This window comes from Specibacter sp. BI4 (assembly GCF_056680095.1).
In genome coordinates this window covers 145832-169486 of the sequence record NZ_CM155265.1, presented here as the reverse complement: position 1 = coordinate 169486, position 23655 = coordinate 145832, and the positions used below count along the sequence as shown (strand labels likewise).

At 63.5% G+C, this 23655-nt stretch carries 24 protein-coding genes; 16 read left to right on the top strand and 8 right to left on the bottom strand.

The features are described 5' to 3' along the window. The first annotated feature begins 43 nt into the window (after window positions 1–43). The 6 genes from AC1L6K_RS00905 (at window position 44) to AC1L6K_RS00880 (ending at window position 6133) form a co-directional block, all read left to right on the top strand. Window positions 44–1456, top strand: a complete 1413-nt coding sequence (locus AC1L6K_RS00905; RefSeq protein WP_480950876.1) for an amino acid permease — start codon at window positions 44–46, stop codon at window positions 1454–1456. A 101-nt stretch (window positions 1457–1557) separates the two neighbouring features. Then, window positions 1558–2817 (top strand): NAD(P)/FAD-dependent oxidoreductase, encoded by a 1260-nt coding sequence (locus AC1L6K_RS00900; RefSeq protein ID WP_480950875.1) that lies wholly within the window; start codon window positions 1558–1560, stop codon window positions 2815–2817. Between the two features lie 327 nt (window positions 2818–3144). Next, entirely contained in the window at window positions 3145–4155 is a 1011-nt protein-coding gene (locus AC1L6K_RS00895) for an acetylxylan esterase (RefSeq protein WP_480950874.1), read from the top strand. Window positions 4156–4356: 201 nt separating this feature from the next. Then, window positions 4357–5487 (top strand): 3-deoxy-7-phosphoheptulonate synthase, encoded by a 1131-nt coding sequence (locus AC1L6K_RS00890; RefSeq protein ID WP_480950873.1) that lies wholly within the window; start codon window positions 4357–4359, stop codon window positions 5485–5487. A 196-nt stretch (window positions 5488–5683) separates the two neighbouring features. Continuing rightward, the gene (locus AC1L6K_RS00885; RefSeq protein ID WP_480950872.1) at window positions 5684–5920 is read left to right on the top strand and encodes a helix-turn-helix domain-containing protein; all 237 of its coding nucleotides are present in this window, start codon (window positions 5684–5686) and stop codon (window positions 5918–5920) included. Between the two features lie 114 nt (window positions 5921–6034). Beyond that, entirely contained in the window at window positions 6035–6133 is a 99-nt protein-coding gene (locus AC1L6K_RS00880; RefSeq protein ID WP_074712200.1) for a 30S ribosomal protein bS22, read from the top strand. A 115-nt stretch (window positions 6134–6248) separates the two neighbouring features. Here the strand turns inward: AC1L6K_RS00880 and AC1L6K_RS00875 are convergent, their stop codons facing one another. Beyond that, on the bottom strand, window positions 6249–7061 hold the full coding sequence (locus AC1L6K_RS00875) for an HAD family hydrolase (RefSeq protein ID WP_480950871.1): 813 nt from the start codon (window positions 7059–7061) through the stop codon (window positions 6249–6251). Between the two features lie 184 nt (window positions 7062–7245). Between AC1L6K_RS00875 and AC1L6K_RS00870 the strand changes: the two genes are divergently transcribed. Next, window positions 7246–7599, top strand: coding sequence for a glutaredoxin family protein (locus tag AC1L6K_RS00870; RefSeq protein WP_480950870.1), 354 nt, complete (start codon window positions 7246–7248; stop codon window positions 7597–7599). Between the two features lie 197 nt (window positions 7600–7796). Continuing rightward, a complete protein-coding gene (locus tag AC1L6K_RS00865) occupies window positions 7797–8540 on the top strand; it encodes a redox-sensing transcriptional repressor Rex (protein ID WP_480950869.1) in 744 nt (247 codons plus the stop codon). A gap of 42 nt (window positions 8541–8582) precedes the next feature. On the opposite strand, the gene AC1L6K_RS00860 is transcribed toward AC1L6K_RS00865, so the two are convergent. The 3 genes from AC1L6K_RS00860 to AC1L6K_RS00850 form a co-directional block, all read right to left on the bottom strand. Further along, complete coding sequence (locus tag AC1L6K_RS00860; protein ID WP_480950868.1) at window positions 8583–9293, bottom strand: hypothetical protein; 711 nt, start codon at window positions 9291–9293, stop codon at window positions 8583–8585. Window positions 9294–9510: 217 nt separating this feature from the next. Next, window positions 9511–10224: a hypothetical protein gene (locus AC1L6K_RS00855; RefSeq protein ID WP_480950867.1), complete on the bottom strand. Its 714-nt coding sequence runs from the start codon at window positions 10222–10224 to the stop codon at window positions 9511–9513. Window positions 10225–10355: 131 nt separating this feature from the next. Continuing rightward, window positions 10356–10913: a YceI family protein gene (locus AC1L6K_RS00850; protein WP_480950866.1), complete on the bottom strand. Its 558-nt coding sequence runs from the start codon at window positions 10911–10913 to the stop codon at window positions 10356–10358. A gap of 164 nt (window positions 10914–11077) precedes the next feature. Between AC1L6K_RS00850 and AC1L6K_RS00845 the strand changes: the two genes are divergently transcribed. From AC1L6K_RS00845 to ccsB, 5 genes are all read left to right on the top strand, one after another. Continuing rightward, window positions 11078–11740 carry a histidine phosphatase family protein gene (locus AC1L6K_RS00845; protein ID WP_480950865.1) on the top strand — a complete coding sequence of 221 codons (663 nt, stop codon included), beginning with the start codon at window positions 11078–11080 and terminating at the stop codon, window positions 11738–11740. A gap of 120 nt (window positions 11741–11860) precedes the next feature. Continuing rightward, window positions 11861–12448, top strand: coding sequence for a TlpA family protein disulfide reductase (locus tag AC1L6K_RS00840; RefSeq protein WP_480950864.1), 588 nt, complete (start codon window positions 11861–11863; stop codon window positions 12446–12448). A 16-nt stretch (window positions 12449–12464) separates the two neighbouring features. Continuing rightward, window positions 12465–13220 carry a cytochrome c biogenesis CcdA family protein gene (locus tag AC1L6K_RS00835; RefSeq protein ID WP_480950863.1) on the top strand — a complete coding sequence of 252 codons (756 nt, stop codon included), beginning with the start codon at window positions 12465–12467 and terminating at the stop codon, window positions 13218–13220. Window positions 13221–13323: 103 nt separating this feature from the next. Further along, entirely contained in the window at window positions 13324–14943 is a 1620-nt protein-coding gene (gene resB / locus AC1L6K_RS00830) for a cytochrome c biogenesis protein ResB (protein WP_480952666.1), read from the top strand. Next, window positions 14943–16043, top strand: coding sequence for a c-type cytochrome biogenesis protein CcsB (gene ccsB, locus AC1L6K_RS00825; protein ID WP_480950862.1), 1101 nt, complete (start codon window positions 14943–14945; stop codon window positions 16041–16043). Before resB ends, ccsB begins: the two co-directional genes overlap by 1 nt. A gap of 84 nt (window positions 16044–16127) precedes the next feature. Here the strand turns inward: ccsB and AC1L6K_RS00820 are convergent, their stop codons facing one another. Both AC1L6K_RS00820 and AC1L6K_RS00815 read right to left on the bottom strand, forming a co-directional pair. Next, window positions 16128–16589 (bottom strand): hypothetical protein, encoded by a 462-nt coding sequence (locus AC1L6K_RS00820; RefSeq protein WP_480950861.1) that lies wholly within the window; start codon window positions 16587–16589, stop codon window positions 16128–16130. Window positions 16590–16819: 230 nt separating this feature from the next. Further along, window positions 16820–18220, bottom strand: a complete 1401-nt coding sequence (locus AC1L6K_RS00815; protein WP_480950860.1) for an NAD(P)-binding domain-containing protein — start codon at window positions 18218–18220, stop codon at window positions 16820–16822. 757 nt (window positions 18221–18977) lie between these two features. Here AC1L6K_RS00815 and AC1L6K_RS00810 point away from each other — a divergent pair. Both AC1L6K_RS00810 and AC1L6K_RS00805 read left to right on the top strand, forming a co-directional pair. Next, complete coding sequence (locus AC1L6K_RS00810) at window positions 18978–19298, top strand: putative quinol monooxygenase (protein WP_480952665.1); 321 nt, start codon at window positions 18978–18980, stop codon at window positions 19296–19298. Between the two features lie 158 nt (window positions 19299–19456). Continuing rightward, a complete protein-coding gene (locus tag AC1L6K_RS00805) occupies window positions 19457–20245 on the top strand; it encodes an IclR family transcriptional regulator (protein WP_480950859.1) in 789 nt (262 codons plus the stop codon). Window positions 20246–20293: 48 nt separating this feature from the next. Here the strand turns inward: AC1L6K_RS00805 and AC1L6K_RS00800 are convergent, their stop codons facing one another. Then, entirely contained in the window at window positions 20294–21880 is a 1587-nt protein-coding gene (locus AC1L6K_RS00800; protein ID WP_480950858.1) for a GMC family oxidoreductase, read from the bottom strand. Beyond that, complete coding sequence (locus AC1L6K_RS00795; protein WP_480952664.1) at window positions 21877–22455, bottom strand: hypothetical protein; 579 nt, start codon at window positions 22453–22455, stop codon at window positions 21877–21879. Before AC1L6K_RS00795 ends, AC1L6K_RS00800 begins: the two co-directional genes overlap by 4 nt. A gap of 332 nt (window positions 22456–22787) precedes the next feature. On the opposite strand from AC1L6K_RS00795, the gene AC1L6K_RS00790 reads away from it, so the two are divergent. Then, window positions 22788–23576 (top strand): SDR family NAD(P)-dependent oxidoreductase, encoded by a 789-nt coding sequence (locus AC1L6K_RS00790; protein ID WP_480950857.1) that lies wholly within the window; start codon window positions 22788–22790, stop codon window positions 23574–23576. Window positions 23577–23655: the final 79 nt, after the last annotated feature.

The window sequence follows — 23655 nt, the reverse complement described above, 5'->3', positions numbered from 1 at the left end:
GGCAGCTTTGCTGTGCAAGGGTGCCTCAAGAGGAAGTTTTCCCATGCAAGCTGAACAGCAATTATCGAAGACCCTCAAACCCCGCCACCTGTCCATGATTGCCATTGCCGGAGTCATCGGCGCCGGACTCTTTGTGGGTTCGGGTGCCGCCATTCAGCAGGCCGGTCCCGGGATTTTGGTTGCGTACGCGGCGGCCGGCGTCGTGGTCATCCTGGTGATGCGGATGCTGGGCGAAATGGCAGCGGCGCATCCTGAAACCGGGTCCTTTTCCACCTACGCGGACAAGGCACTGGGACGGTGGGCCGGATTTAGCATTGGCTGGCTGTATGCCTGGTTCTGGATCATCGTGCTTGGTGTTGAGGCCACGGCCGGAGCAGCCATTATGCACCGGTGGCTGCCGGAAGTTGAGCAGTGGCAATGGGCGCTGATCCTGATGGTGTTGCTGACGCTGACCAACGTGGCCTCCGTGAAGTCCTACGGTGAATTTGAATTTTGGTTCGCCTCCGTCAAGGTGGCCGCCATCATTGTTTTCCTCCTGTTGGGTGTCGTTGCTATCCTCGGGTTCTTGCCCGGGGTTGACGCGCCGGGACTTTCAAACCTCACCGGCAACGGTGGCTTCTTCCCGAGCGGTCCAGGTGCCGTCCTGGCGGGTGTCTTGGTGGTTGTGTTTTCCTTCTTTGGTGCTGAGATCGCCACAATTGCCGCCGGCGAGTCCGAGAACCCCGTGGATGCGGTGAAGAAGGCAGTGAAGTCCACGGTGTGGAGAATCTTGATTTTCTACATTGGCTCCGTTGCAATCGTCGTGACGTTGCTGCCGTGGAACGATGCCTCGGTGGCCAAGAGCCCCTACGTGGCGGTTATTGAGCTGTTTGGTATTCCCGGTGCCGGCACCATCATGGACGTTGTTGTCCTGACCTCCGTGCTTTCCTGCCTGAACTCCGGACTGTACACAGCCAGCCGCATGCTTTTCTCCCTGTCCACCCGGGGAGACGCGCCCAAGTCCTGGCGGAAGATCTCCAAACGCGGTGTCCCCGTCAGCGCCGTTCTCGCATCCACCGTGGTGGGCTTCGTGACAGTGGGCCTGAACTACTTGGCCCCGGACACAGTGTTCTTGTTCATGGTCAACACCTCGGGAGCCATCGCCTTGTTCGTGTGGCTCGTGATTGCCCTTTCGCAGTTGATTTTGCGACGCCGGATGGGCGCCGCGGCGAAAGAACTCGAGTTGAAAATGTGGCTCTTCCCGTACCTGACCTGGCTCTCCATTATCGCAATCGCGGCCTTGATCATCGGCATGGTGATTGTGCCCCAGACCCGGGAAGCGTTGCTGTTGTCGGTGGGGTTGGCGGCCGTGGTCGTGGCGATCGGCGTCGTCCGATACCGCAACAAAGACGCCAACCAGGCTGCCGCCGTCGAGCTTGGGGACGAGCTCATTGATGACGTTGACGCCCGCCCGTAGGGAAAGACAGGGCGCGCTTTTCGCGGCTCCAGCAATCATGGATACGCTGGGGCTGGAGCTGGTGCGAAAAGCGGCCGGCCAACGTGCGAGGAGTGTGAATCGTGGTCAGTGCAAAGGCGCCTGAACATGTGGTTGTTGTTGGTGCGGGAATCATTGGCTTGTCCACCGCCTGGTATTTACAGGAACAGGGAATCAAGGTCACGGTGGTTGACCGTGGCGAGGTGGCTTCGGGCTCATCGTGGGGCAACGCCGGCTGGCTCACCCCGGCCCTGACGCTTCCGTTGAGTGAGCCTTCGGTGTTGACGTACGGGCTCAAGGCCATGCTGGACCCGGCCTCCCCGTTGTACATCCCGGCTTCCACCGATCCGGCCCTGCTGAAGTTCCTGCTGGGCTTTGCCCGGAACTGCACCCCCGGCAAGTGGCGGGCGGCCATGGCCATTTTTGCGGAAATAGGCCACACCGGCATCGACGCCTTCGACGAAATCGCCGCAGGGACACCGCCGCTTGCCGAAATCGCCAGCCCGGCAGACCCCTTCCTGACGGGATTCGCTTCGCTCAAGGACCGCGACGCCCTGGTCAAGGAGTTCCACGTCATTCGGGAAACCGGCGGCCAGGTCGACTTCAACCTCATGTCCGGGGAGGAAATCCGTGCGCTCGAGCCCACGCTGGGCACTGGCGTCGTTGCCGGACTGGAGATCCGCAACCAAAAGTTCATCAACCCGCCGGCGTTCATGCGATCGCTGGCGGATGCCGTGGTTGCCCGCGGCGCCACCCTGACCACCGCGTTTACCGTGTTCGACGTGCGTGACACTGGCAGCGGCGTGGACGTGATCGGATCGGAGGGCCGCCTGATCAAGGCCGACGCCGTCGTCCTCGCCACGGGTGCCTGGCTGGGGACGCTGGCGCGCAAGTTCGGTGTCAAGCGGGTGGTCCAGGCCGGCCGCGGCTACAGCTTCACGGTCGTCCCCGAAGCCATGCCCAGCCACCCCATCTACTTCCCGGCGCAACGCGTTGCCTGCACGCCGCTGGGGGACAGGCTCAGGGTGGCCGGCATGATGGAGTTCCGCAACGCCGATGCCCCGCTGGACCCGCGCCGCATCAAGGCCATTGTGGATGCAGCCTCGCCCATGTTCACGGGCATCAACTGGGAGGATCGTGCGGAGGAATGGGTGGGGTCGAGGCCCTGCACCACCGACGGCTTCCCGCTGGTCGGCGCCACCCGTTCCCCGCGCGTCCACGTTGCAGGCGGCCACGGCATGTGGGGGATTGCGCTGGGCCCGCTGACAGGCAAGATGGTTGCCGCGGAACTGACGGGCGGCACCCCGCCGGCCAGCATGCGCCACTTCAACCCGCTGCGTTAGTCCCCGGCGGCTCCCACGCCTCGTTCCTCGGCGCGGGGCCCTCGCCGTCGTGGGCCCACCCAGTCCCTCCCAATGTCCAGCCGCTGGGCGATTCTGGACATTGGGGCCCGGGGGCTTGTGGGCCCATCCAGCGACTTCCCAGCCTCGTTCCTCGGCGCGGGGCCCGCCCCTGCGAACCGCGGCCACGGCTGAGCCACAGTGCTCCGACGCTGGCCGTTAAATACCTGGCCGATCGGTCCGCGACGCCACAAAACCACAAGTGGGACGTAGGATGTCCCTAAGGATTGTGTGCCCGGGTGCCGGGCCTGACTGAAACGGAAACTGACCATGCCGCTTTTCGACCTGCCCGTTGACCAGCTCCGCGCCTATTCATCAGCCGCCGCCGAGCCTGCCGATTTTGACAGCTTCTGGGATGCCACAATCACCGAGGCCCGCGAACATCCCCTTGCACCAAGCTTCACCCCGGTCGAAAACCTGCTCACAGTCATCGACAGCTTTGACGTGGCCTTCAACGGTTTCGGCGGCGCCCCGATCAAGGGCTGGCTGCACCTCCCCGCAAATCGCCCAAAAGGCGAAAAACTGCCCGCCGTGGTCCAGTACATCGGCTACTCAGGGGGCCGCGGACTGGTCCAGCAGGACACATCCTGGGCGCAGGCAGGCTACGCGCACTTCATCATGGACACCCGCGGCCAGGGTTTTGGCGGGATCCTCGGCGACACCCCGGATCCGCACCCGTCGGCCGGAGACGTCGCCTACCCCGGGCTCATGACCCGCGGCATCGACTCCCGGGACGGCTACTACTACCGCCGCGTCTACGTCGACGCCTTCCGAGCCATTGAAGCGGTCCAATCCCACGCGGAAATCGACGAAAACAAGGTCATTCTCGCGGGCATCAGCCAGGGCGGCGGATTGGCCATCGCTGCGGCCGGGATCGCCGCGGGCAGGCTCAACGGCGTCGTCGGCGTCCTGCCCGACGTGCCCTTCCTGCAGGACTTCCCCCGCGCCATTGACCTCGCGGTGCGCGGGCCATACCCGGAAATCTCGGCGTTTCTCAAGCGCCACAGGGGCGGCTACGACGCCATGCTGGCGGTGCTCAACTATTACGACGGCGTGCACTTCGCCAGCCGCTGCACGGCCCCCGCGCTGTACTCGTCGGCCGGAATGGACGATGTCTGCCCGGCCTCAACCGTGTACGCGTCCTTCAACAACTACGGGGCGGCAGCCTCCTTGCAGCCCGCAAAAGACATGGAATTCTACCGTTTCAACAACCACGAGGGCGGCCAGGAGCACCACTGGCTCCGGCAACTTCATTACGTGGCCGATTTGCTGGCCGGATAATTTCGGGAGTATGGTTTGGGCATGACAAACCGTTGGTATGCGTATTTTTCGTTGGCTCTGGAGGGGCCCGCGTCTAACTGACACGCATCCAACCACCTTCAGAGCCAACAGGACAGAGAATTCATTCTCTGTCCTTCGCCATTTTCCGGCGGGCTCCGAAGAGGAGGCTCGCTGCCAGCCACCAGCAAAGGAATTTTTCCCATGAGTCTCACAGCAGCCACCGAAACCCCCGGCGCAGCACCCGCAAGGCCGCAGTCCACAACCAACCTGCGCGTCAGCCAGTTCACCGAGCTGCCGACTCCTGCCCAGCTGTCCGCAAAGCTGCCGCTGGACGCACACACAAGCAACGTCGTCGAACGCGGCCGTGACCAGGTCCGCGCCATCATGGACGGCCTCGACGACAGGCTCCTCGTGGTGGTGGGCCCGTGCTCCATTCATGATCCCAAGGCCGGGCTGGAATACGCCCGCCGGCTGGCCGAAACCGCCAAGGCCCATGAAGAGGACCTGCTGATCGTGATGCGCGCGTACTTCGAAAAGCCGCGCACCACGGTGGGCTGGAAGGGCCTGATCAACGATCCCAACCTGGACGGCAGCCACGACGTGGCCAAGGGCCTGGAAATGGCGCGTGAATTCCTGCTCCAGGTTGCGGAGCTCGGCCTGCCCACCGGCACCGAATTCCTGGAGCCGATCAGCCCGCAGTACACGGCCGACCTGATCACCTGGGGCGCCATCGGGGCCCGCACCACCGAGAGCCAGATCCACCGCCAGCTCAGCTCGGGCCTGTCCATGCCGATCGGCTTCAAGAACGGCACCGACGGTGAGCTGCAGGTTGCACTCGATGCGTGCAACGCTGCCAGCGCCCCGCAGTCGTTCCTCGGGATCGACGGCGACGGCCGCGCCTCGCTCGTGAGCACCTCCGGCAACCAGGACACCCACATGATCCTGCGCGGCGGCCGCAGGGGCCCGAACTACAAGGCCGCAGATGTGGCGGAGGCGTCCGAAAAGGCCGCCGCCGCATCCGTCAACCCCCGGTTGATCGTGGATGCCAGCCACGCCAACTCGGGCAAGAGCCACCACCGCCAGGCCGAGGTTGCCCTGGAAATCGGTGCCCAGCTGGAAGCCGGAGATGCTTCGGCGCACACCATCGCAGGCGTCATGCTGGAGAGCTTCCTCGTGGGCGGCGCGCAGAACCTCGACGTCGAAAAGGTTGCCGCCGGCGACGCCAGCCTGACGTACGGGCAGTCCGTCACGGACGCCTGCATGGATTGGGACGTGACGGCCGATGTCCTGGCCAACCTCGCCCGCAGCTCCCGCGCCCGCCGCACCGCATAGCCCGCAGCGTTTCGCCACGCGCAGAAGTGGGCACCAGTGGCGCGCATGAGTCCATGAATCGGCGCCCGGAAACCGGGTTGTGAAGAAACAACTTTCACATAAGCACCATCTGCACCTAGAGTTGGCGTACGAGCAGAAGGTGCCGTAAGCCCGCACCTGGATCTTTTCTAATGAAAAATGGATACCGAGGACAGCGATGACGCAGGAGCAAAATTTCTCCGATGTGAACTTCTTGACGGTTCAGGAAGTGGCCGAGCTCATGCGCGTGTCCAAAATGACCGTCTACCGCATGGTTCATGCCGGAGAGCTGCCCGCCGTGCGTTTTGGCCGGTCATATCGGGTGCCTGCCAACGCCGTCGAAAGCTACCTGCGCTCTGCCGTGGTGGATGGCACAGAGACGCATGGACCCTCCAGTTCGGCGCATACAGGGTAAAGGCGGTACCCTAGGAAAGATCCATTTTCGGCTTTGACCGATTCCTGCGATCGGTCAACCTAATCGTTTACGGCCTCATCCGAGGTTGTTCTATGCAGTTTGTGAGGAACTTTCATGGGTTCAGTAGTTAAGAAGCGCCGCAAGCGGATGTCCAAGAAGAAGCACCGTAAGCAGCTTCGCAAGACGCGTCACCAGCGTCGCAACAAGAAGTAAAGCTTTTTCTTCGCAAAAATACCCGTTCACCGTAGAGGTGTGCGGGTGTTTTTTTATGCCCAGGCACGACGGCGGGTCGTGCCGCGGGTGCCCCGCCCGCCGGCGCTGTGGCTGGTTAGCGCTTCCGCACCATGGCGATGCCCTTCCACAGCCCATAGACCACGCCGGCACCCGTGGCGGCTTTCAGGCCCAGGGTGGCGGCGCGGCGCCCCGAACGGAAATCGTAGATGGGCCAATTGTTTTCCCGTGCATGCTTGCGCAACTTGGCGTCCGGGTTGATGGCCACCGGATTGCCCACAGTTGTCAGCAGCGGGATGTCGTTGTAGGAATCGCTGTAGGCCCAGCTGCGTGAAAGATCCAGGCCTTCCCTGTCGGCCAGCTCGCGAACTGCACGGCCCTTGGCCGCCCCGTGCAGGATCTCGCCCACCAACCGGCCGGTGTAGACGCCGTCTTCAATCTCGGCAACGGTGCCCAGGGCGCCTGTGAGGTTGAGGCGGGCGGCAATGACCCCTGCCACTTCCACCGGGGTTGCCGTCACCAGCCACACCTGGCGGCCGGATTTAAGGTGCTCCTGTGTCAGCGCCTTGGTGCCGGGCCAGATCTTGGACTCAATCATCTCGTCGTAGACTTCTTCGCCAAGATCGCGGACAAAATCCGCGCTGATCCCGGCGGCAATTTTTTGTGCCGAGTCCTGGACCGAGTGCACATCGTTCATGTTCTCGCCGCGCATGATGAACTTGGTTTGCTTCCACGCGAAGCCCGCAACATCCTGCAGCGTAAAAGCGTGCTTTTGATACATTTTCCGGGCCACATGGAACAAGCTGGCACCCTTCATCAACGTGTTGTCCACATCGAAGAAGGCAGCCTCACCCTGGTACTGCTCAGTGGTCGAGGCGGCCTCGGCACTGTTGGTAGTCACGTCGGGCATGGGACGAGTCTAGTCAATCCAGCCACTGCCTGCCCGTTCCGCCACCTGCCGCAGCGGTTAACTGTGGTGAAACTTTCATTTGCCGTGCGGTGGCCTCGCCGGTTCGAAGCCCCGAGCGCCTCTGCCGCCGACGCGACACCTGGGCATGCGTCACCTGGCGCTGACACTCGGTACCGTTGTAGTCATGGAACCTGCTGCCAACGACCCGGCCAAGCGCACCACCACCGCACCTGCCGCCACTGCCCCAAGCCCTGTCAGCGGCGCCGACGGGCCCAAAGCGGTGGCCCGCGAGCCGCTGCTGGAGCTCGTCACCAGGGCCGGCTGCCACCTGTGCGACGACGCACGGGCCGTCGTCGTCGAAGTGGCAGGGGAACTGGGCGTGCCCTGGGCCGAGGTGTCCATTGATGGCGACCCCGAGCTGACAGCACGCTTCGGTGAGGAAGTGCCTGTCGTGCTTGTTGACGGCGTCCAGCGGGACTTTTGGCATATCGATCCGAACCGCCTGCGCAGCATTCTCAGCCGTGCTCTGGCCGGATAGCGGAGGCCGACAGCGCGTAAGGCGTCGCACCCCGCTGCCATACCCGTGCCCGGGCAGGCGGCGGCAGGACAAACACGGGTTCCTGCTTTTGGCTATGGACGGGCCACGTCATACAGTGGTTGCAGGCCGCTGCGGACCTGGCTGACACATGTTCAGCATCTGGGCGCGGCCACAGTTTGAGAATTTGGAGTGAAGCCTTGACCTCAGCGCAGACCCCGGATGAGCCGACGGCGGAGCCGGCGCGGAGACTGCCGCCTGCAACGGTCTCCCGCCTGACACTGTACCTTCGCACGCTCAACGCCCTGCTGGCCGAGGGTGCCGAGAGCGTGTCATCCGAGGCGCTTGCCGAATCGGCTGGAGTTGGCTCGGCAAATGTCCGTAAAGACCTCTCCTACCTTGGCTCTTACGGGACCCGCGGCGTTGGGTATGACGTGGCGAACTTGAGCCGCAAAATTGCCCAGGCACTCGGGCTGACCAACGAATGGCGTGTAGCCATTGTTGGTGCCGGAAACCTGGGCCGGGCACTGGCCCGATACGCCGGATTTGAATCACGGGGCTTTGACGTCGTGGCCCTGCTTGACTCCGACCAGATGATTATCGGCAACGAAATTGGCTGGCTGCGCGTCAGTGACGCCGCAAACCTGGAAAACGTGGTCAAGTCCGCCCGGGTCAACATGGTTGTCCTGGCCCTGCCCGCATCCGTGGCCCAGGCTGTTTGTGACAGGGTGGTGGCGGCAGGCGTCCGCAGCATACTGAGCTTCGCCCCAGTGGCCCTGACAGTGCCGGAGCATGTAAACCTGCGCAAGGTGGACATGGCCACTGAACTGCAAATATTGGCCTATCACGCTCAACGCCTGCAGGAGCCCCGGCTGGAACCGGACAGCCTGGAGCAGGACGGCCTGGAACCGGGCAGCCTGGAGCAGGACGGGCCCGGAGCCTAGCCGGAGGCCGGGGGAGCTTGGCCCAGCATCAAGGCCTGCAGCTCAGCGCTTCAGGGCCCCGCGTCGTGCCTTGTGCGCCAGGAAGAACTCCTTGGCGGGGGACCTGAACAACATGAACACGGCAACCAGCCCCAAAACTATGCGGGCGCCGGAATAAAACGAATACGATCCGCCTTCCGGCACCAGCGCAATCGAGATGATGGCAAGGACAAGGGCAGTGATCCGGGCCCAGTTCCTCCCGCGGCGCAGCTTGGCGGCAATCCAAAAGTATCCGGCGACGCAGACGGCTTGAATGACTGCCATCATCGCCGCCACCGTGGTGAACAGTTGTTGTTCGGTGACGGCGGCAGCAGCTTCCGGATTGGTGGCCATTGCCTGCCCGACTGTCGAGCGCAGCAGTTCCTGACCGGCAGGAGTTGTCATGGCGAACGCCCAGATAATGAGGGCAATAAGCTGCAGGACTCCGGCTGCCATGATCAGCCTGGTGGCCAGCACCACCCTGTTGGGCGGTGCCAAAGGAGCTCCGGGATCGGCAGGCAGGCCGGGCTGCCGGCCCTGGAAGCCGGGATACGACGGAGCCGGCGGCAAGGCAGACGGCGGCGTGTTGCCCTTCTGCGCATCCTTCACGTCCTGGGGCGGTTCCCAGCCAGCGGGCGCGTACTGCCCATAGCGTGGCACGCCTGGGGCGATCTCGCCGTAGCTGCCCGGGCGGGTGGTGGGGTGCTCTTGGGGTTCTTCACCGGGGGTGGTCATGACAGCTGCTCTTTCAATGTGGCCGAGTTTGGCTTGGCCGAGTTCAGTGTTGCCGGGTGCTTGGCCGGTGGCGCTGGCCAAGCGGGTGCGCCGGCCGTCGGACAGAAATGGAAAAAGGCCGCGGCAGGGTTTAATACAAACCCTACGCGACCTCTCCCGGCACAACCACCTGCCCCACTGCTTGAGAGCGGCACAGCGTCAAAACTGTGAACTGAAGCTACTGGCTGACGCCCCTCTTTCGGGAATTGAGCCAGTTGGTGGATTCCGGCAGCCACATCAACACGGCGGCCACAACGCTCAACAAGCCGCTGCCGCCATTGCTGGTTATGAGCAGCACGATGCTGATCAGGGCTATGGCCGACAGCGCCAACCGGGCCCACTGCATGCCTTCCTTGAGCTTCATGGCGCAAACAACGATCGCAGCGATCAACACCAGGGAAATGATGGAGACCACAAGACCCCGGACACCTGAGCCGCGGAAGTATGGCGAGCTTAAGAGGAAGAGGGAACCGATGAAGGCGAAAAATGTGAAGAAGAGCCAGATCGCCGCTGTCACCAGCCAGATGATGTACGAGATCTTCAGCAGCTGGGGCAGGCCGTCCATTTTGAACATTCCGGAGAAGCCGCCGACCGGCATGACATCCTGCACCGACCGGGGCATGTCCTTGGGCAGCTCAAAATTGGAGCCGCCGGATTGCGGCCCGCCGGGCTGCTGATAGCCGGGCTGCTGGTACTGCTGCCCGCCTGGAGCCTGTCCGCCGGGCTGTTGGTAGCCGGGCTGTTGGTAGCCGGGAGGCGGTTGTGCGGCGCCGCCTTGATTGCCGGCGCCGTGGATTGGGGGAGCATTAGGATCGGGCTGGGAACCATAACCGGGAGGCGATGGCTGCGAGCCGGGCTGCTCGGGACCTGGGAACTCATTCGGTGTGCTCATAGGAAGAACCCTAGTCTTGGGAAGAACGGTTGTATAGGTGTGCAAAATGGCAGCAAAATGCCGGTCCGCACAGTGTGCGGACCGGCATTGAAACCCTTCAGTGATGAATGATCAATGCGTTGGGGGAAACGCTATGCTGCCTTGACGAAAGCCACATCGAGGGTGATGGTGACCTTGTCGGAAACGAGCACGCCGCCGGCTTCCAGGGCTGCGTTCCAAGTCAGGCCGAATTCCTTGCGGCTGATGACGGTCTTGGCTTCGAATCCTGCGCGGGTGGCGCCGAACGGGTCAACTGCGACGCCGTTGAACTCGCCCTTGAAGGTGACGGTCTTGGCGATGCCGCGGATGGTCAGCTCACCTGTCAGTTCGAAGTCCTCAGCGTCGCCTGACACTGCGGTGGAAACGAACGTCAGGGTGGGGTACGTTTCGACGTCAAGGAAGTCGGCGCCCTTGACGTGGCCGTCGCGGCCTTCGTCGCCTGAGTTGAAGCTGGCGGCCTGGATGGTGGCGGTGATGGAGGAATCGGCCAGGGTTTCGCCAAGAGTCAAGGCGCCTTCGAGGAGGGCGAACTTTCCGCGGACCTTGGAGATGCCTGCGTGGCGGACAACGAAGCCAACCTCTGAGTGTGAGATGTCCAGGTTCCAGATGCCCTGTGAGAGGCCTGAGGATTCAACGTTTGTTACTGGCATGTGGAGCTCCTTGATTTTGTTCTGTACACAAAAGCGGGGTCGCCGTTGTGGTGATCCTTCACATGGCATAAGCATGCGTTTGTATCTATTATTCCCGTGTTCCAAAAAAACTTTACCCGCCACGGATTAACCCCTAACCAACTAACTTTGAGAAACTGGGAAACATGTCCCGAGTAACTGTTCATCTTCTGCGCCACGGCGAGGTCTTCAACCCCGATGGCGTGCTCTACGGCCGGCTCCCCGAATTTCACCTCTCCGAGCGCGGCCGCGACATGGCGGTGATGGTTGCCGAGCACTTTGCCGCCCTGAAGAACGACGGCGGCGCACCGGTTTACCTTGTCGCCTCACCTCTCACCCGGGCCCAGGAAACGGCGCAGCCCACGGCCGAGGCGCTCGGCCTTGAAATCGTGACCGACCCGCGCATCATCGAGGCGGAGAACCACTTCGAGGGCCTCGTCATGAGCAAGGCCGAGTTGCGCAAACCCAAGCACTGGCCCCACTTCGTGAATCCGTTCCGGCCCTCCTGGGGCGAAGCATACGAAGCCCAGGCCGAACGCATGCTTGAAGCGGCGCGGGATGCCCGCCGTCGTGCCTTCGAGATTGGCGGCGACGGGGCCCAGGCCATCATGGTCAGCCACCAGCTGCCCATCTGGTCCACGCGGCGCAGTGCCGAGGGCAAGCGGCTGTGGCACGACCCCCGAAACCGGGAGTGCACCCTGGCCTCGCTGACCTCATTGACGTTCGACGGCGACGACGTTGTGGACGTCGTGTACAGCGAACCCGCCGCCGTGCTGCTTCCCGGTGCGGCGACCACCCCGGGCGCCTAGTCCCCGGGCTTCACACACAGCTGACAATCAGCTTTTCGACGTAGCGTAGAACATAATGCCATTTCTGCGCCTGCGCCGTGGCTTCCCAATCAACGAAAGACTTGCGCCGTGACTTCCTCGATGAGCCGTAGATCGCTTTTGGCCGCTGGCGGCGCAGCCCTGACTGTGGCCTTGGCCGCCTGCACCAGCGAAGACCCCCTGGCCAAGCAGGCCAATGCCGGCGACAACAAGAACTACATTGCCGGCGACGGCTCCGTGACTGAATACGGCGCCTCCGAGCGCAAGGAGCCCGTCGCCTTCACCGGCACACTTTTTGACGGCGAAAAGGTTGACGCGGCCGACTTCCCCGGCCAGGTCACGGTGCTGAACTTTTGGTACGCGGCCTGCGCTCCCTGCCGGGTTGAGGCCCCTGACCTGCAGGCGCTCCACACCGACTTCAAGCCCCAGGGCGTGGAGTTCATTGGTGTGAACATCCGTGATGAAAAGGCCACGGCGGAGGCCTTCGAGCGTAATTTCAAGCTCAGCTACCCGAGCATGATGGACAAGGACGGCGGCGTGCTGCTGGCGCTGACCAAGTTTGTGCCGCCCAGCTCCGTCCCGACCACGCTGGTGCTGGACAAGAAGGGCCGCGTCTCGGCGCGCATTCTTGGCGTGGCCGAGAAGGGCACCTTGAAAGCCTTGATCTCCACCGCGCTGGCGGAAAACTAGCGGCCTCCCCACCACCATGAACAATCCCTTTGCCGAAGTCATCAACAGCGGTTCCATTTGGCTGGCCATGCCCGTTGCCCTGCTGGCCGGACTGGTTTCCTTCCTGTCGCCCTGTGTGCTGCCTCTCGTTCCCGGATATCTGGGTTATGTGAGCGGGTTGACAGGGGCCGACCTGGAAAACCAGCGCCGCGGGCGGATGCTCGTCGGGATTGGCTTGTTCGTGCTGGGCTTTTCAGTTGTTTTTGTGCTCATTGGCGCCATTTTCGGCCAGCTGGGTGCGTGGCTGATGGGCCCCGACGCCGCCTGGGTCACCCAGGTGCTGGGCGCCGTCGTGATTCTCATGGGCGTGGTGTTCCTGGGCGGGATGAGCTGGTTCCAGGGCGAAGCCAAGATTCATGCGAAGCCGCCGGCCGGACTGTGGGGAGCGCCCATTTTGGGCGTAACCTTTGGACTGGGCTGGGCGCCGTGCATCGGTCCCACGCTCAGCGCGGTGTTGGCTTTGTCGTACTTCGACGGAAGCACGGCCGCCAAGGGTGCGTTCCTGACGTTTATTTACTGTTTGGGGCTGGGACTGCCGTTCCTACTGATTGCCCTGGGTGTGCGCCGCGGGCTGGGTGCCCTGGCATTCTTCCGCAGGCACCGCCGCGGACTGCAGTACTTTGGCGGCGGCATGTTGATAGTCCTGGGCCTGTTGATGGTTTCGGGGCTGTGGGGCACCTGGATCAACGAACTGCAATTTTGGTTTGCCGATGAAGTGAGATTGCCAATCTAATGAAAGAAACAGTGGTGAAGAGGCAGTGGTGAAAGAACCCAAGAGCAAGGCGCCGAAGGAAGCTGGCGGCGAGGTGGCCCTGCCGCGGCTCGGTTTCCTCGGCATGCTGCGCTGGGCCTGGCGGCAGCTGACAAGCATGCGCACGGCCTTGTTCCTGCTGCTGATGCTTGCCGTGGCGGCGGTGCCCGGCTCCCTGTTCCCGCAGCGGCCGTCGTCCCCGGCTGAAGTGACCCAATACCTGACAGACAATCCGGTTTCCGGTCCCATCATGGACTGGTTCAAGCTCTTCGACGTGTACTCCTCCCCGTGGTTCGCCGCCATCTACCTGCTGTTGTTCACATCCCTGGTCGGCTGTGTGCTGCCGCGTGCGAAGATCCACTGGAAGGCCATGCGCTCGGCGCCGCCGCGCACGCCCAAACGGCTCTCCCGGCTGGCGGAATACGGGACCGTGGAAATCCCTGCCGACAGCGGCATCGACGCCGCGACGGCCGTCAAGGATGCCGCGGAGGTCTTGAAGGCCCGCCGCTACCGTGTGGATGTGCGTGACCTCGACACCGACAGGCCCTCGGTAGGTGCCGAGGTTGGCTTCCTGAAGGAAGTGGGCAACCTGATCTTCCACACGGCCATGATCGGCGTCCTGGTGGCCATCGCCTTCAGCGGCCTCTTTGGCTACAGCGGGCAGCGTGTGCTGGTGGAAGGCGACACCTTTGTCAACACCCTGACCGGGTATGACACGTTCACCCCCGGAGCCAACTTCGGCGAGGACAGGCTGAGCCCCTACTCGGTGCAGCTTGACCGGCTGGTGGTCAAATATGACCGCTCCACGGAGGCGCACTACGGACAGCCGCTGGACTTCAACGCCACGTTGGGCGTCAAGGACAAGCCCGGCGCCGAAGCTGAAACCAAGACGCTCAAGGTCAACGAGCCGGTGGCTGTCGGTGGAACCAACGTGTACCTGGTCGGCAACGGTTACGCCCCCGTCGTCACCATCAAGGACGGCGAGGGCAAGGTCGCCTTCCAGGGCCCTGTCATCACCATCCCCACCGACGGCGCCTACACCTCCTTGATGGTGATCAAGGTTCCCGACGCAAAGCCCGAACAGCTAGGGTTCGTGGGCTTCTTCCTGCCCACGGCACTCGTCGATGAAAAGGGTGTGGCTTTTGGTTCGGACCCCGATCCGTTCAACCCGCAGCTGAACCTGAACGCCTACACGGGCGACCTTGGCCTGGACAGCGGCGTGCCGCGCAATGTTTACACCCTCGACACCTCGAAACTCACCGAGATCAACTCCCGCAATGTTGACGCCGGCGGCATTACGCTCGTACCGGGCCAGAGCTACACACTGCCGGAAGGCAACGGCAGCATCAGCTTCGACGGCATCAAGCGCTTTGCCGCACTGGACATCAGGCATGACCCGGGCCAGGTCTATGTCCTTGTTTTTGCACTCTTGGCCCTGGCCGGGCTCATGGCCTCCTTGTTCATGAGCCGCCGCCGTGTCTGGGTCCGGACGGGCAACCACCCGGACGGTCGCACCATGGTGGAATTTGGCCTGCTCGCCCGCGGTGAAGACCACCGCCTGGCGGCCGAATACGCTGCCATCAACAAGGCCCTGCATGCCAAATGGCTGGTGCCCCTTGATTCCACGGGGCAAAATGGTGAGCAGGCACAATCGACAACAGACAACTCCGCGCAAAGCGTGGCCGCGGCAAGTAAGGACCAGTAATGCCAGATATCAATGAAGGCTTTGCCCAGCTTAGCGAGCAGCTCATGCTGGTTGCCGGATTGGCGTATGCGGTGGCATTTTGTGCCTATGCCTGGGACCTGGTGACTTTCAACCAGATGATCAAAAAGGGTCTGGCAAGCGAGGCCGCCGCAGGCCACCTGTCCGGCGAGGCCGCCGAAAACAAGGAAGCCGCACTGGCCGGAGCGGGCGCCCGCGGCACCGCGGGCCAAGGCCTCGGGGCGGGTCCGCAGGACCGCGGCGTCCGTCCCACCAGCAAAACCCATGCGGGGTCCGACGGCGTGACAGCCGGGGACTCCATGCGGTACGGCAAGGAACGGCGCGTCGTGGCCAGGGTGGCTGTGGCGCTGACCGTTGTGGCCGCCGTCGTCCAGGGTTTTGCCGTGCTCTTCCGCGGTCTGGCGGCAGGTCGCGTGCCGTGGGGCAACATGTATGAGTTCTGCACCACCGGCAGTTTTGCCGTTGCCATTGTGTTCCTGCTCGTGCTGACCCGCCGCGACCTGCGCTTCCTTGGCACCTTTGTGATCGGCCTGGTGCTGCTCATGGTGGTGGCGGCTTCTGTGGCGTTCTGGACTCCGGTGGGCCACCTGGTGCCCGCACTACAGAGCTACTGGCTGGTCATTCACGTGTCCATCGCCGTGTTGTCTTCTGCGTTCTTCACGCTGACGTTTGCGATGTCAGTGCTGCAGCTGTTCCAGTCGCGCCGCGAAGCCGCCATTGCCACCGGCAAGAAGGACAAGGCGCCTGTGATGCGTCTTGTGCCCAACGCGCTGAGCCTTGAAAACCTGTCCTACCGCATCAACGGCATTGCCTTCGTTGGCTGGACGCTGACCTTGATGTTCGGCTCCATCTGGGCCGAAAAGGCGTGGGGCCGCTTCTGGGGCTGGGACACGAAAGAAGTCTGGACGTTCGTCATTTGGGTGGTTTACGCCGGCTACCTGCACGCCCGGGCCACGAAGGGATGGACGGGCACGCGTGCTGCCTGGCTCTCCATTGTTGGCTACCTCTGCGTGGTCTTCAATTTCACCATCGTGAACATGTATTTCTCAGGCCTGCACTCCTATGCGGGTGTTGGCAGCTGACCCGCTGTTGAGACTGCTGCAACGCCCCGGGATGCCAACCGCATCCCGGGGCGTTGTTGTCTGCAAACAGGCCCGCCCAAGTCCCTACTTCATGCCGGCCTTGCGAAAGCCGGGCTTGGTGTACGTCCGGGCGAGCAGGGCTAGGGCGATGGCGGCCACCATCAGGCCAAAGCCGCGCAGGGCGACGTCGTAGAAGCCGGAGTAGGTGAGCAGGTTGACGATGATCCCTGCCAGCCAGAGCGCCACCACGAAGGCGGCGTAGCGCGGCCGCAGAATCATGGCAACGGCGGCGATGATCTCGACGATGCCAATGGCCAGCATGGTCCCGTGCGCGTTGAACGGTGAGATGTTCTCGATCCACGGGGCCAGGTAGTTTTCCCAATTGGTCAGGACGTTAAAAAACTTGTCCAGGCCCATGATCAGCGGGATCGCGATGAAGCCAACCCACAGCAGCAGGAACGCCGCGTAGGCGGGCTCGGCCTTGGCGTGTGCCAAGGCGTGGGTGCCCCAAGCAGTGGACGGGGCGGGGATTGAATGCGTTGCCATGACTCCTCCATCTAAAAACAGTACTTATGTTTTTAGAATGCGCCCAATTCGGCGACTTGTCAATGCCCCTGTTCGCACGACTCGAAGCCGGTCCCGCAGGCCTGGCCGGCCACAACGCACGGCCACAATCCCCGGCCACAACGCAAGATGGGCCGGGGCAGCTGCCCCGGCCCACGCCGTCGAACTTTCAGGTCATCCCGGCGCCCACGCGGGCGGCCCGGCCAAAAAGGCTATTTGGAGCTGAGCTCCCCCGTGAAGGTGGCGAGCGTGCCGGTGTCAACGTCCTGCGACGGGCCGTTGAGGTAGCGGCCCAGCGAATCGTCCATGGCGTTGAGCCAGCGGGTGTGGTGCCTGGTGGCCATGGTGCCGGTGACGACCGAGCGGTGGACCATGTCGCGGTAGCCGAGGATGTCGGTTTCCTTGTGGTGCATCCAGTCCTTGAACAGTTGCGAAACGGCGTCCAGGTCGAAGGGCGGGTAGTCGGTGGCGGCGATGAGCTCGCGCAGGTAGTCCGACTGGAAATCAGCCTCGGCGTTGTGATCCGGCAGGGCCGCCTGGCGCTCGAGCCACAGCTGGATGTCAGCGTCGCGCTCGGCCAGTGTGGGCAGCTCGATCGCGCCGGTCATGACGTCGCGGACATACCAGGCCTGGGCGTCAAACATGTTGAACGTGTAGTACTGGTCCTGCGCGCCAAGGTAGAACAGGTTGGTGTTCTGCTGCCACACGACACCCTTGTACAGCTTTGCCGGGTACAGCACGTTCTTGGACTTCAGGCTCAGGTCGCCGGGCAGGAACGGGTACTTGTGCTGGTAGCCGGTGCAGAGCACGACGGCGTCAAACTCGCCCTGGGTGCCGTCGCTGAAGTGCGCCGTGCTGCCCTCAAAATGGCTGACGAGTGGGCGCTCGACAGTGTTCTCGGGCCAGTCGAAGCCCATGGGGCCCGAGCGGTAGCTGAAGGTGATGGACTCGGCGCCCATCTTGTGGGCCTGCATGCCAATGTCTTCGGCGGAGTAGCTGCTGCCGATCATGAGCAGGTTCTTGCCGCTGAAGCGCTCCGCGCCGCGGAAGTCGTGCGCGTGCAGGACTTCGCCGGGGAAGCTGTTGATGCCCTTGAATTCAGGGACTGAGGGGAAGGAGAAGTGGCCCGTGGAAACAACCAGCTTGTCAAAGACGTGCTCGGTCGTGGTGCCGGTGGCCAGGTCCTCGACGGTGAGTGTGAATTCCTGGGTCTCTTCGTTGTAGGCGGTGTGGCGAGCCACGGTGTTGAATCTGACGTACTTGCGAACGTCGGACTTTTCCACGCGGCCCTTGATGTAGTCAAAGAGGACTTCGCGCGGCGGGAAGGATGAAATGGCGCGGCCAAAGTGCTCATCAAAGGAGTAGTCGGAGAATTCCAGGCACTCCTTGGGTCCGTTGGACCACAGGTGCCGGTACATGCTGGAGTGCACGGGCTCGCCGTTTTCGTCCAGGCCTGTGCGCCAGCTGCTGTTCCATTGGCCGCCCCAGTCGTTTTGCTTTTCAAAACACATGATGTCGGGGATTTCGGCACCGTTCTGGCGGGCTGATTCGAAGGCCCGCAACTGTGCCATGCCGCTGGGTCCCGCGCCAATGATTCCGACTCGCAATGTCATGCTGCTCTCCTCGTCATTTGGATCTACTGTGTCTTTGACAAGCGACGCTTCGAATCCACACTCAGCGGCAATTGGTCGTCAGGGGCACCGTATAAGGGTGCGCCCGTGGCGGAGCGTCAGGGCGCAAAATGCGCGGCGGCAGATATGACTGCGGCAAGGAGGCGGATGGCCGCCCGTGGTCCTGCGGAACTTATGCGCCAGTGGCGCGGTCCGGGACCGGGGTGTGGTGCAAGAGCGCACCAGGATTCGTCAAGCGGTTTGCCGCAGATCCAAAAGGGGCAGCAAACCTGTTAACCAGTGCAACATTTTAGTGAACGTAAGTCAAAATCAAATAATTGGTTAGTTCTGCTAATGTGTTGCCGATTTGTGGCGGTGCAGGGTGTCTGGAACATCAAGCGTGGGGGTAGTTATTGCCATTCGCACCCGGTCTGGACGGTGTGCGCGGGCCCGGGGGTCGTTGTTGCCTTTCGCCCCCGGTGCACCGGGGGCGAAAGGCAACAACGACCCCCGGGAAGCAAGCGGCAGCGACGACCGCCTGCGAGACAAACAGGAAATGCGAGGCGTCGCGGGCGTTGGCATGCAGGTCAACGCCCCGGGGCCCGACCCGGAAGGCTCGGCGCCCGGCGCCCGGGCGCCTGCCGGCATTCTCGCCCACCGAGAACACCTGTTGGCTGGCGGCCCGGGTACCCGCAAGACTGACCTGACAGCACGCCTCGTCGGGGACGGCGAGGCGTACCGCCACAGGAAGGAACACATCGTGATATTCATCGTCGTGAAGTTCAACGTCAAGCCCGAATGGTCGGACCGTTGGCCCGACCTAACCCGTTCGTACACCGAGGCCACCCGTGCCGAGCCCGGGAACCTGTGGTTTGACTGGTCGCGCAGCCTGGACAATCCGCACGAGTACGTCCTCGTCGAAGCGTTCCAGGACGACGCCGCGGGTGACCATGTGAACAGCGGCCACTTCAAGCAGGCCATGCTGGACATGGCCCCCGGGCTGGTCGACACTCCCCGGATCGTCAGCCGTCAGATCGACGGCGACGCCTGGGACCGCATGGGGGAACTGGAAATCAGCTGACGACCACCACGGGGCCGGGGATTCCGGTCCCGTGCATCGCCAGCCGTCGGTGCCTGCCCGCGCCTGCCCGCGCATGCCCGCTTGCCGGCGCGGCCCCCTGGCGTGGACGCCCGTCGTCTTAAGTTGGTAATCCCATGCGCCGGGGACAAGATGGATGCATGGGACAAAACGACGTACTGACCGGCCTGGCCTCGGTCCAAAAGGCCTTCGCACTGCTGGATGTTGTTGCCTCCCACCACCGGGGAATGTCGGCCAAGGAGATCGCAGCCGGGCTGCAGATGCCGCTGCCCACCGTTTACCGCCTGCTGAAAACTCTTGTCGCCTCCGAGCATCTGGTCCATCTCAAGGACGAGAGCCGGTTTGGGCTGGGCTATAAGCTCCACGCCTTGGACGCGTCACTGCGTCGGCAGGTCGGCACGCCACCGTCGGTGGCGCGGCTGGTGCGTGAACTGCATGTGCGTGCCGACGCTGCCGCCTACTATGCTGTCCACCGCGGCGAGGACATCGTCGTTGCGCATGTGGTGGATTCCCCGACTCGGCCAAGGATCACCCCCATGGGCTTCGGGTTCAATGACGCCGCGCACGCCACTGCGTTCGGCAAGGTGCTGCTGGCAGCCATGGACGCCGACCGCTGCCGGGCCTACCTGCAGCGCCACGGGATGCCCAGCATGACGGCAGCCACGATCACGGATCCGGTACTTTTCGACGCCGAGCTCGAGGGGGTGCGCACCTCAGGCATCGCCGTCGAACGGGAGGAGTTCATCCGTGGCGCCTCCTGCATGGCGGCCCCGGTGACCACGGCCGCGGGGCAGACCGTCGGGTCGGTGGCCGTGTCCATGGATCCATCCGACTTTCACGCACGCTCCGCGGAGGTCTCCGTGCTGCTGCGCGATGTGGCTTCCCGTGTCAGCCGTGCGCTGCGCGGCACCCCGCTGCTTGGGCGCTAGCCGCCCGGGCAGCGGGGTGCCGGCCGGTCGTTTGGCAGCAGCCCCGGTTTAGAGTGCCGAGGTTGCCATCTGGTCCGCGATATATTCGGCCTGGCGGATCGCCAGGGCGACGATCGTCAGCGTCGGGTTTGCCGCGGCACTGGTGGTGAACTGCGAACCATCGGAGATGAACAGGTTGGGCACATCGTGTGCCTGCCCAAACGCGTTCACGACCCCGTCCTCGGGCCGCTCGCTCATCCGCGCCGTGCCCAAGTTGTGGGTGGAGGGGTACGGCGGGGTGCGGTGGACCGACGTCGCCCCGACTGCCTCGTACAGCAGTGACGCCTGCTGGTAGCCGTGGTTGCGCATGTTGACGTCGTTCGGGTGGTCATCGAAGTGCACATTGGGCACCGGCAGCCCGAGCCGGTCGGTCACAGTGGTGTTCAACGTGATCCGGTTCGACTCCTGCGGCATGTCCTCGCCGGTGATCCACAGCCCGGCCGTATTGACGTAGTTGTCCAGCAACGCGGTGAAGTCCGGGCCCCAGGCTCCCGGTTCCACGAAACTGGCCAGAAACGCCGGTCCGAGCGAGATCATCTCGAGGTAGTAGCCCCCGGAGAACCCGCGCTCGACGTCGTGGCGTGCTTCGTCGGCGATCATTCCGGCCATCGTCTCGCCCCGGTACATGTTCACCGGCTGGTCGAACTTCGCGTACACCGAGCCGGTCGTGTGGCGCATGTAGTTCCGTCCCAATTGCCCCGAGGAGTTGGCCAGCCCGTCGGGGAACAGCGGAGAGGAGGAGAGCATCAGCAGGCGCGGCGTCTCGATGGAGTTGCCCGCGACCGCCACGATGCGTGCCTTCTGGCGTTGGACGTTCCCGTCGGCGTCGATGTAGACGACGCCATCGGCACGCCCCTCGGGGGTGTGGGTGACCTGCACGGCGTGGGAGTCGGGACGCAGGTCCAGCAGCCCCGTGCGCAGCGATTTGGGGATCTCCGAAACCAGCGTGGACCACTTGGACTTGTTCTTGTCGCCCTGGAAGTTGAACCCGTCTTGGATCGAGGCCGGCCTGCCGTCATAAGGTTCGGCGTTCGTGGCGTAGGGGCCGGTGGAGAAATGCCGGTAGCCCAGGCGCTTGGCCCCATTGGCCAGGACCTTGTAGTTGTTGTTGGCCGGCAGCGGCGGGCGGCCGTGTCGGTGGGTGCTGCCCATTTTCTGCTCGGCGCGGTCGTAGTACGGTTCGAGGTCGGCCAAGGTGATCGGCCAGTCCAGCAGATTGGCTCCATCGATGCGCCCGTAGGTGGTGCGGGCCTTGAATTCGTGGGCCTTGAACCGCGGAGTGGCCCCGGACCAGTGGGTGGTGGTGCCGCCGACGGCCTTGACGATCCACGCCGGCAGATTCGGGAAATCACGGGCGATGCGCCATGACCCCGACGTGGTGCGCGGGTCCAGCCACGCCATCTGGTTGAAGGCCGCCCACTCGTCCTGGTGGTAGTCCTCGTTCTTCAGGTCCGGCCCCGCCTCGAGCAGGACTACCTTGGTTCCCTTGCTGACCAACTCGTGGGCCAGGGTGCCTCCACCGGCACCGGAGCCGACGATCACCACCACGGAATCGTCGTCGTACCCAAAGCGTGCTGAGATTTCTTCGGTGCTCATCGTGTGCGGCCTTCCTCGATAATTCCGGTGTCCTTGAACAGATTCCCGACGGGCTCAAAGCCTCCTGCGGGGGTGCAGCTTGCCACCTGGTACGCCAATGGGCCGATCTCGGGAACGGGCTCGGCACATTCCTCGATCCGCGGATCGGGCAACCAGGCCAGGTCGTTGAACCCGCGGTTGACGTAGCCGCCCTTCGAGAACGACTCGCCCTCGTACCCCAGCGCAGCGTGGACCTCCGGGTCGTCATAGAGGTTGAGCACCACCGTCCGACGAATGAAGGCAAAGAACTCCAGGTCGGCGATGCGCTTGAGCGCTGTGATGGCCCGGTCTTCGGGCAGATCCAGGAAGTGCTCGTCCGTGAGCGTGTCCAGGGTCGCCAAGCCCTGGATGAGGGCCATCCGGAACCAGCGTGATTCCTCGGAAGCCTCGATGATCTTCTCGGTCATCCGTTCGTAGGGGCCGTCCGGGAACTGCGGGTGCGGGAAAGAGACCCGGATGATCCGGGTCAGGATTCTGCGCGCCTCGCCGGAGAGTTCCAGGGCGTTGAGTTCCGAGTATTTTGCGGGAAACACCATCGTTGTCACCTCGGTTGTTTGGGGTCAGGCCAGGTCAAGGCCCGCCGGGGCAGCACTGGCGGGCGCTGCCATCTCCGGCGGAGAAGCCTTACCTACAGTGTGTGTCACACATCACGCTACGGCCAACGGCTGTTATCAACTGGTGAGAATGCCAGTGCCATTGTCCGCCGGTTGGATCGGCGGTGGGGCGGGGGCGTGCAGTATTTGCCCCTTTATCACTCTGCGATAAGGGGACTGTCCAGAGTGTGATTCGAGGCACAGGCTGGTTGAATCGGGCTACTTGATCCCCCGCCGCCGCCCAGCCCGAGCGGCCACCATCAGGAGGAAGCACCATGGAAGCATCCACTTCACGCGTCGCCTTGATCACCGGAGCCGGACGGGGCATCGGCAGGGCCATCGCCGAACGGCTGGCCGACGACGGCCAGGACATCATCGTCGCCGACGTCCCCGGCGCCCAAGAGAACATCGATGCGGTGGTTGCCGCCGTCGAGCTGCGCGGCCGTCGTGCGGTAGGCGTCACCGGTGACGTCTCCAATCCAGAAGACATCGAGCGGATGATCCAGGAGGGGACGGACGCCCTGGGCGACTTGACGGTGTTCATCGCCAACGCCGGCATCGCCCAGGTCGACGAGATCCTCGACGTCAAGCCCGACGCCCTGGACCGGATGATCGATGTGAACATCAAGGGCGTCTACTACTCGTACCAGTCGGCTGCCCGCCGATTCATCGCACAGGGCACGGGCGGGAAGATCATTGCCGCAGCATCCATCGTGGCCTTCAGGCCGTTCCCGGTGCTGGCGTCCTACTCGGCGACCAAGTGGGCGGTCCGCGGACTGACCCAGGCTGCGGCCATGGAGTTTGCCAAGCACAACATCACTGTCAACGCCTACGCGCCTGGCGTTGTGGGCACAGCCATGTGGGACCTCATCGACGAAAAGCTCACCGAGCGGGACGGCACCCCCCGCGGCAGCGCCCTGCAGGCACAGGTGGACAACATCCTTGCCGGCCGGGTCTCGGAGCCGGAGGACGTCGCCAAGCTGGTGTCATTCCTGTCCGGCCCGGATTCAGACCACATGACCGGCCAGACGGTCCTCATCGACGGGGGCATCAACTTCTCCTGATCGGAAAAGACGCGTCCGTGGTGTCCGTGGCAACGCCGGCCGCCACGGACGCCGGCTTCATCGCACCCTGACAACCGGC

What these genes read in the sequence shown, in the direction of transcription:
- AC1L6K_RS00820 (WP_480950861.1), bottom strand. Translation starts at nt 16,589, where the DNA reads ATGGCAACGCATTCAATCCCCGCCCCGTCCACTGCTTGGGGCACCCAC.
- AC1L6K_RS00875 (WP_480950871.1), bottom strand. Translation starts at nt 7,061, where the DNA reads ATGCCCGACGTGACTACCAACAGTGCCGAGGCCGCCTCGACCACTGAG.
- AC1L6K_RS00885 (WP_480950872.1), top strand. Translation starts at nt 5,684, where the DNA reads ATGACGCAGGAGCAAAATTTCTCCGATGTGAACTTCTTGACGGTTCAG.
- resB (WP_480952666.1), top strand. Translation starts at nt 13,324, where the DNA reads ATGCTGCGCTGGGCCTGGCGGCAGCTGACAAGCATGCGCACGGCCTTG.
- AC1L6K_RS00815 (WP_480950860.1), bottom strand. Translation starts at nt 18,220, where the DNA reads ATGACATTGCGAGTCGGAATCATTGGCGCGGGACCCAGCGGCATGGCA.
- AC1L6K_RS00805 (WP_480950859.1), top strand. Translation starts at nt 19,457, where the DNA reads ATGGGACAAAACGACGTACTGACCGGCCTGGCCTCGGTCCAAAAGGCC.
- AC1L6K_RS00890 (WP_480950873.1), top strand. Translation starts at nt 4,357, where the DNA reads ATGAGTCTCACAGCAGCCACCGAAACCCCCGGCGCAGCACCCGCAAGG.
- AC1L6K_RS00790 (WP_480950857.1), top strand. Translation starts at nt 22,788, where the DNA reads ATGGAAGCATCCACTTCACGCGTCGCCTTGATCACCGGAGCCGGACGG.
- AC1L6K_RS00840 (WP_480950864.1), top strand. Translation starts at nt 11,861, where the DNA reads ATGAGCCGTAGATCGCTTTTGGCCGCTGGCGGCGCAGCCCTGACTGTG.
- AC1L6K_RS00905 (WP_480950876.1), top strand. Translation starts at nt 44, where the DNA reads ATGCAAGCTGAACAGCAATTATCGAAGACCCTCAAACCCCGCCACCTG.
- AC1L6K_RS00880 (WP_074712200.1), top strand. Translation starts at nt 6,035, where the DNA reads ATGGGTTCAGTAGTTAAGAAGCGCCGCAAGCGGATGTCCAAGAAGAAG.
- AC1L6K_RS00795 (WP_480952664.1), bottom strand. Translation starts at nt 22,455, where the DNA reads ATGGTGTTTCCCGCAAAATACTCGGAACTCAACGCCCTGGAACTCTCC.
- ccsB (WP_480950862.1), top strand. Translation starts at nt 14,943, where the DNA reads ATGCCAGATATCAATGAAGGCTTTGCCCAGCTTAGCGAGCAGCTCATG.
- AC1L6K_RS00870 (WP_480950870.1), top strand. Translation starts at nt 7,246, where the DNA reads ATGGAACCTGCTGCCAACGACCCGGCCAAGCGCACCACCACCGCACCT.
- AC1L6K_RS00835 (WP_480950863.1), top strand. Translation starts at nt 12,465, where the DNA reads ATGAACAATCCCTTTGCCGAAGTCATCAACAGCGGTTCCATTTGGCTG.
- AC1L6K_RS00860 (WP_480950868.1), bottom strand. Translation starts at nt 9,293, where the DNA reads ATGACCACCCCCGGTGAAGAACCCCAAGAGCACCCCACCACCCGCCCG.
- AC1L6K_RS00855 (WP_480950867.1), bottom strand. Translation starts at nt 10,224, where the DNA reads ATGAGCACACCGAATGAGTTCCCAGGTCCCGAGCAGCCCGGCTCGCAG.
- AC1L6K_RS00895 (WP_480950874.1), top strand. Translation starts at nt 3,145, where the DNA reads ATGCCGCTTTTCGACCTGCCCGTTGACCAGCTCCGCGCCTATTCATCA.
- AC1L6K_RS00850 (WP_480950866.1), bottom strand. Translation starts at nt 10,913, where the DNA reads ATGCCAGTAACAAACGTTGAATCCTCAGGCCTCTCACAGGGCATCTGG.
- AC1L6K_RS00845 (WP_480950865.1), top strand. Translation starts at nt 11,078, where the DNA reads ATGTCCCGAGTAACTGTTCATCTTCTGCGCCACGGCGAGGTCTTCAAC.
- AC1L6K_RS00800 (WP_480950858.1), bottom strand. Translation starts at nt 21,880, where the DNA reads ATGAGCACCGAAGAAATCTCAGCACGCTTTGGGTACGACGACGATTCC.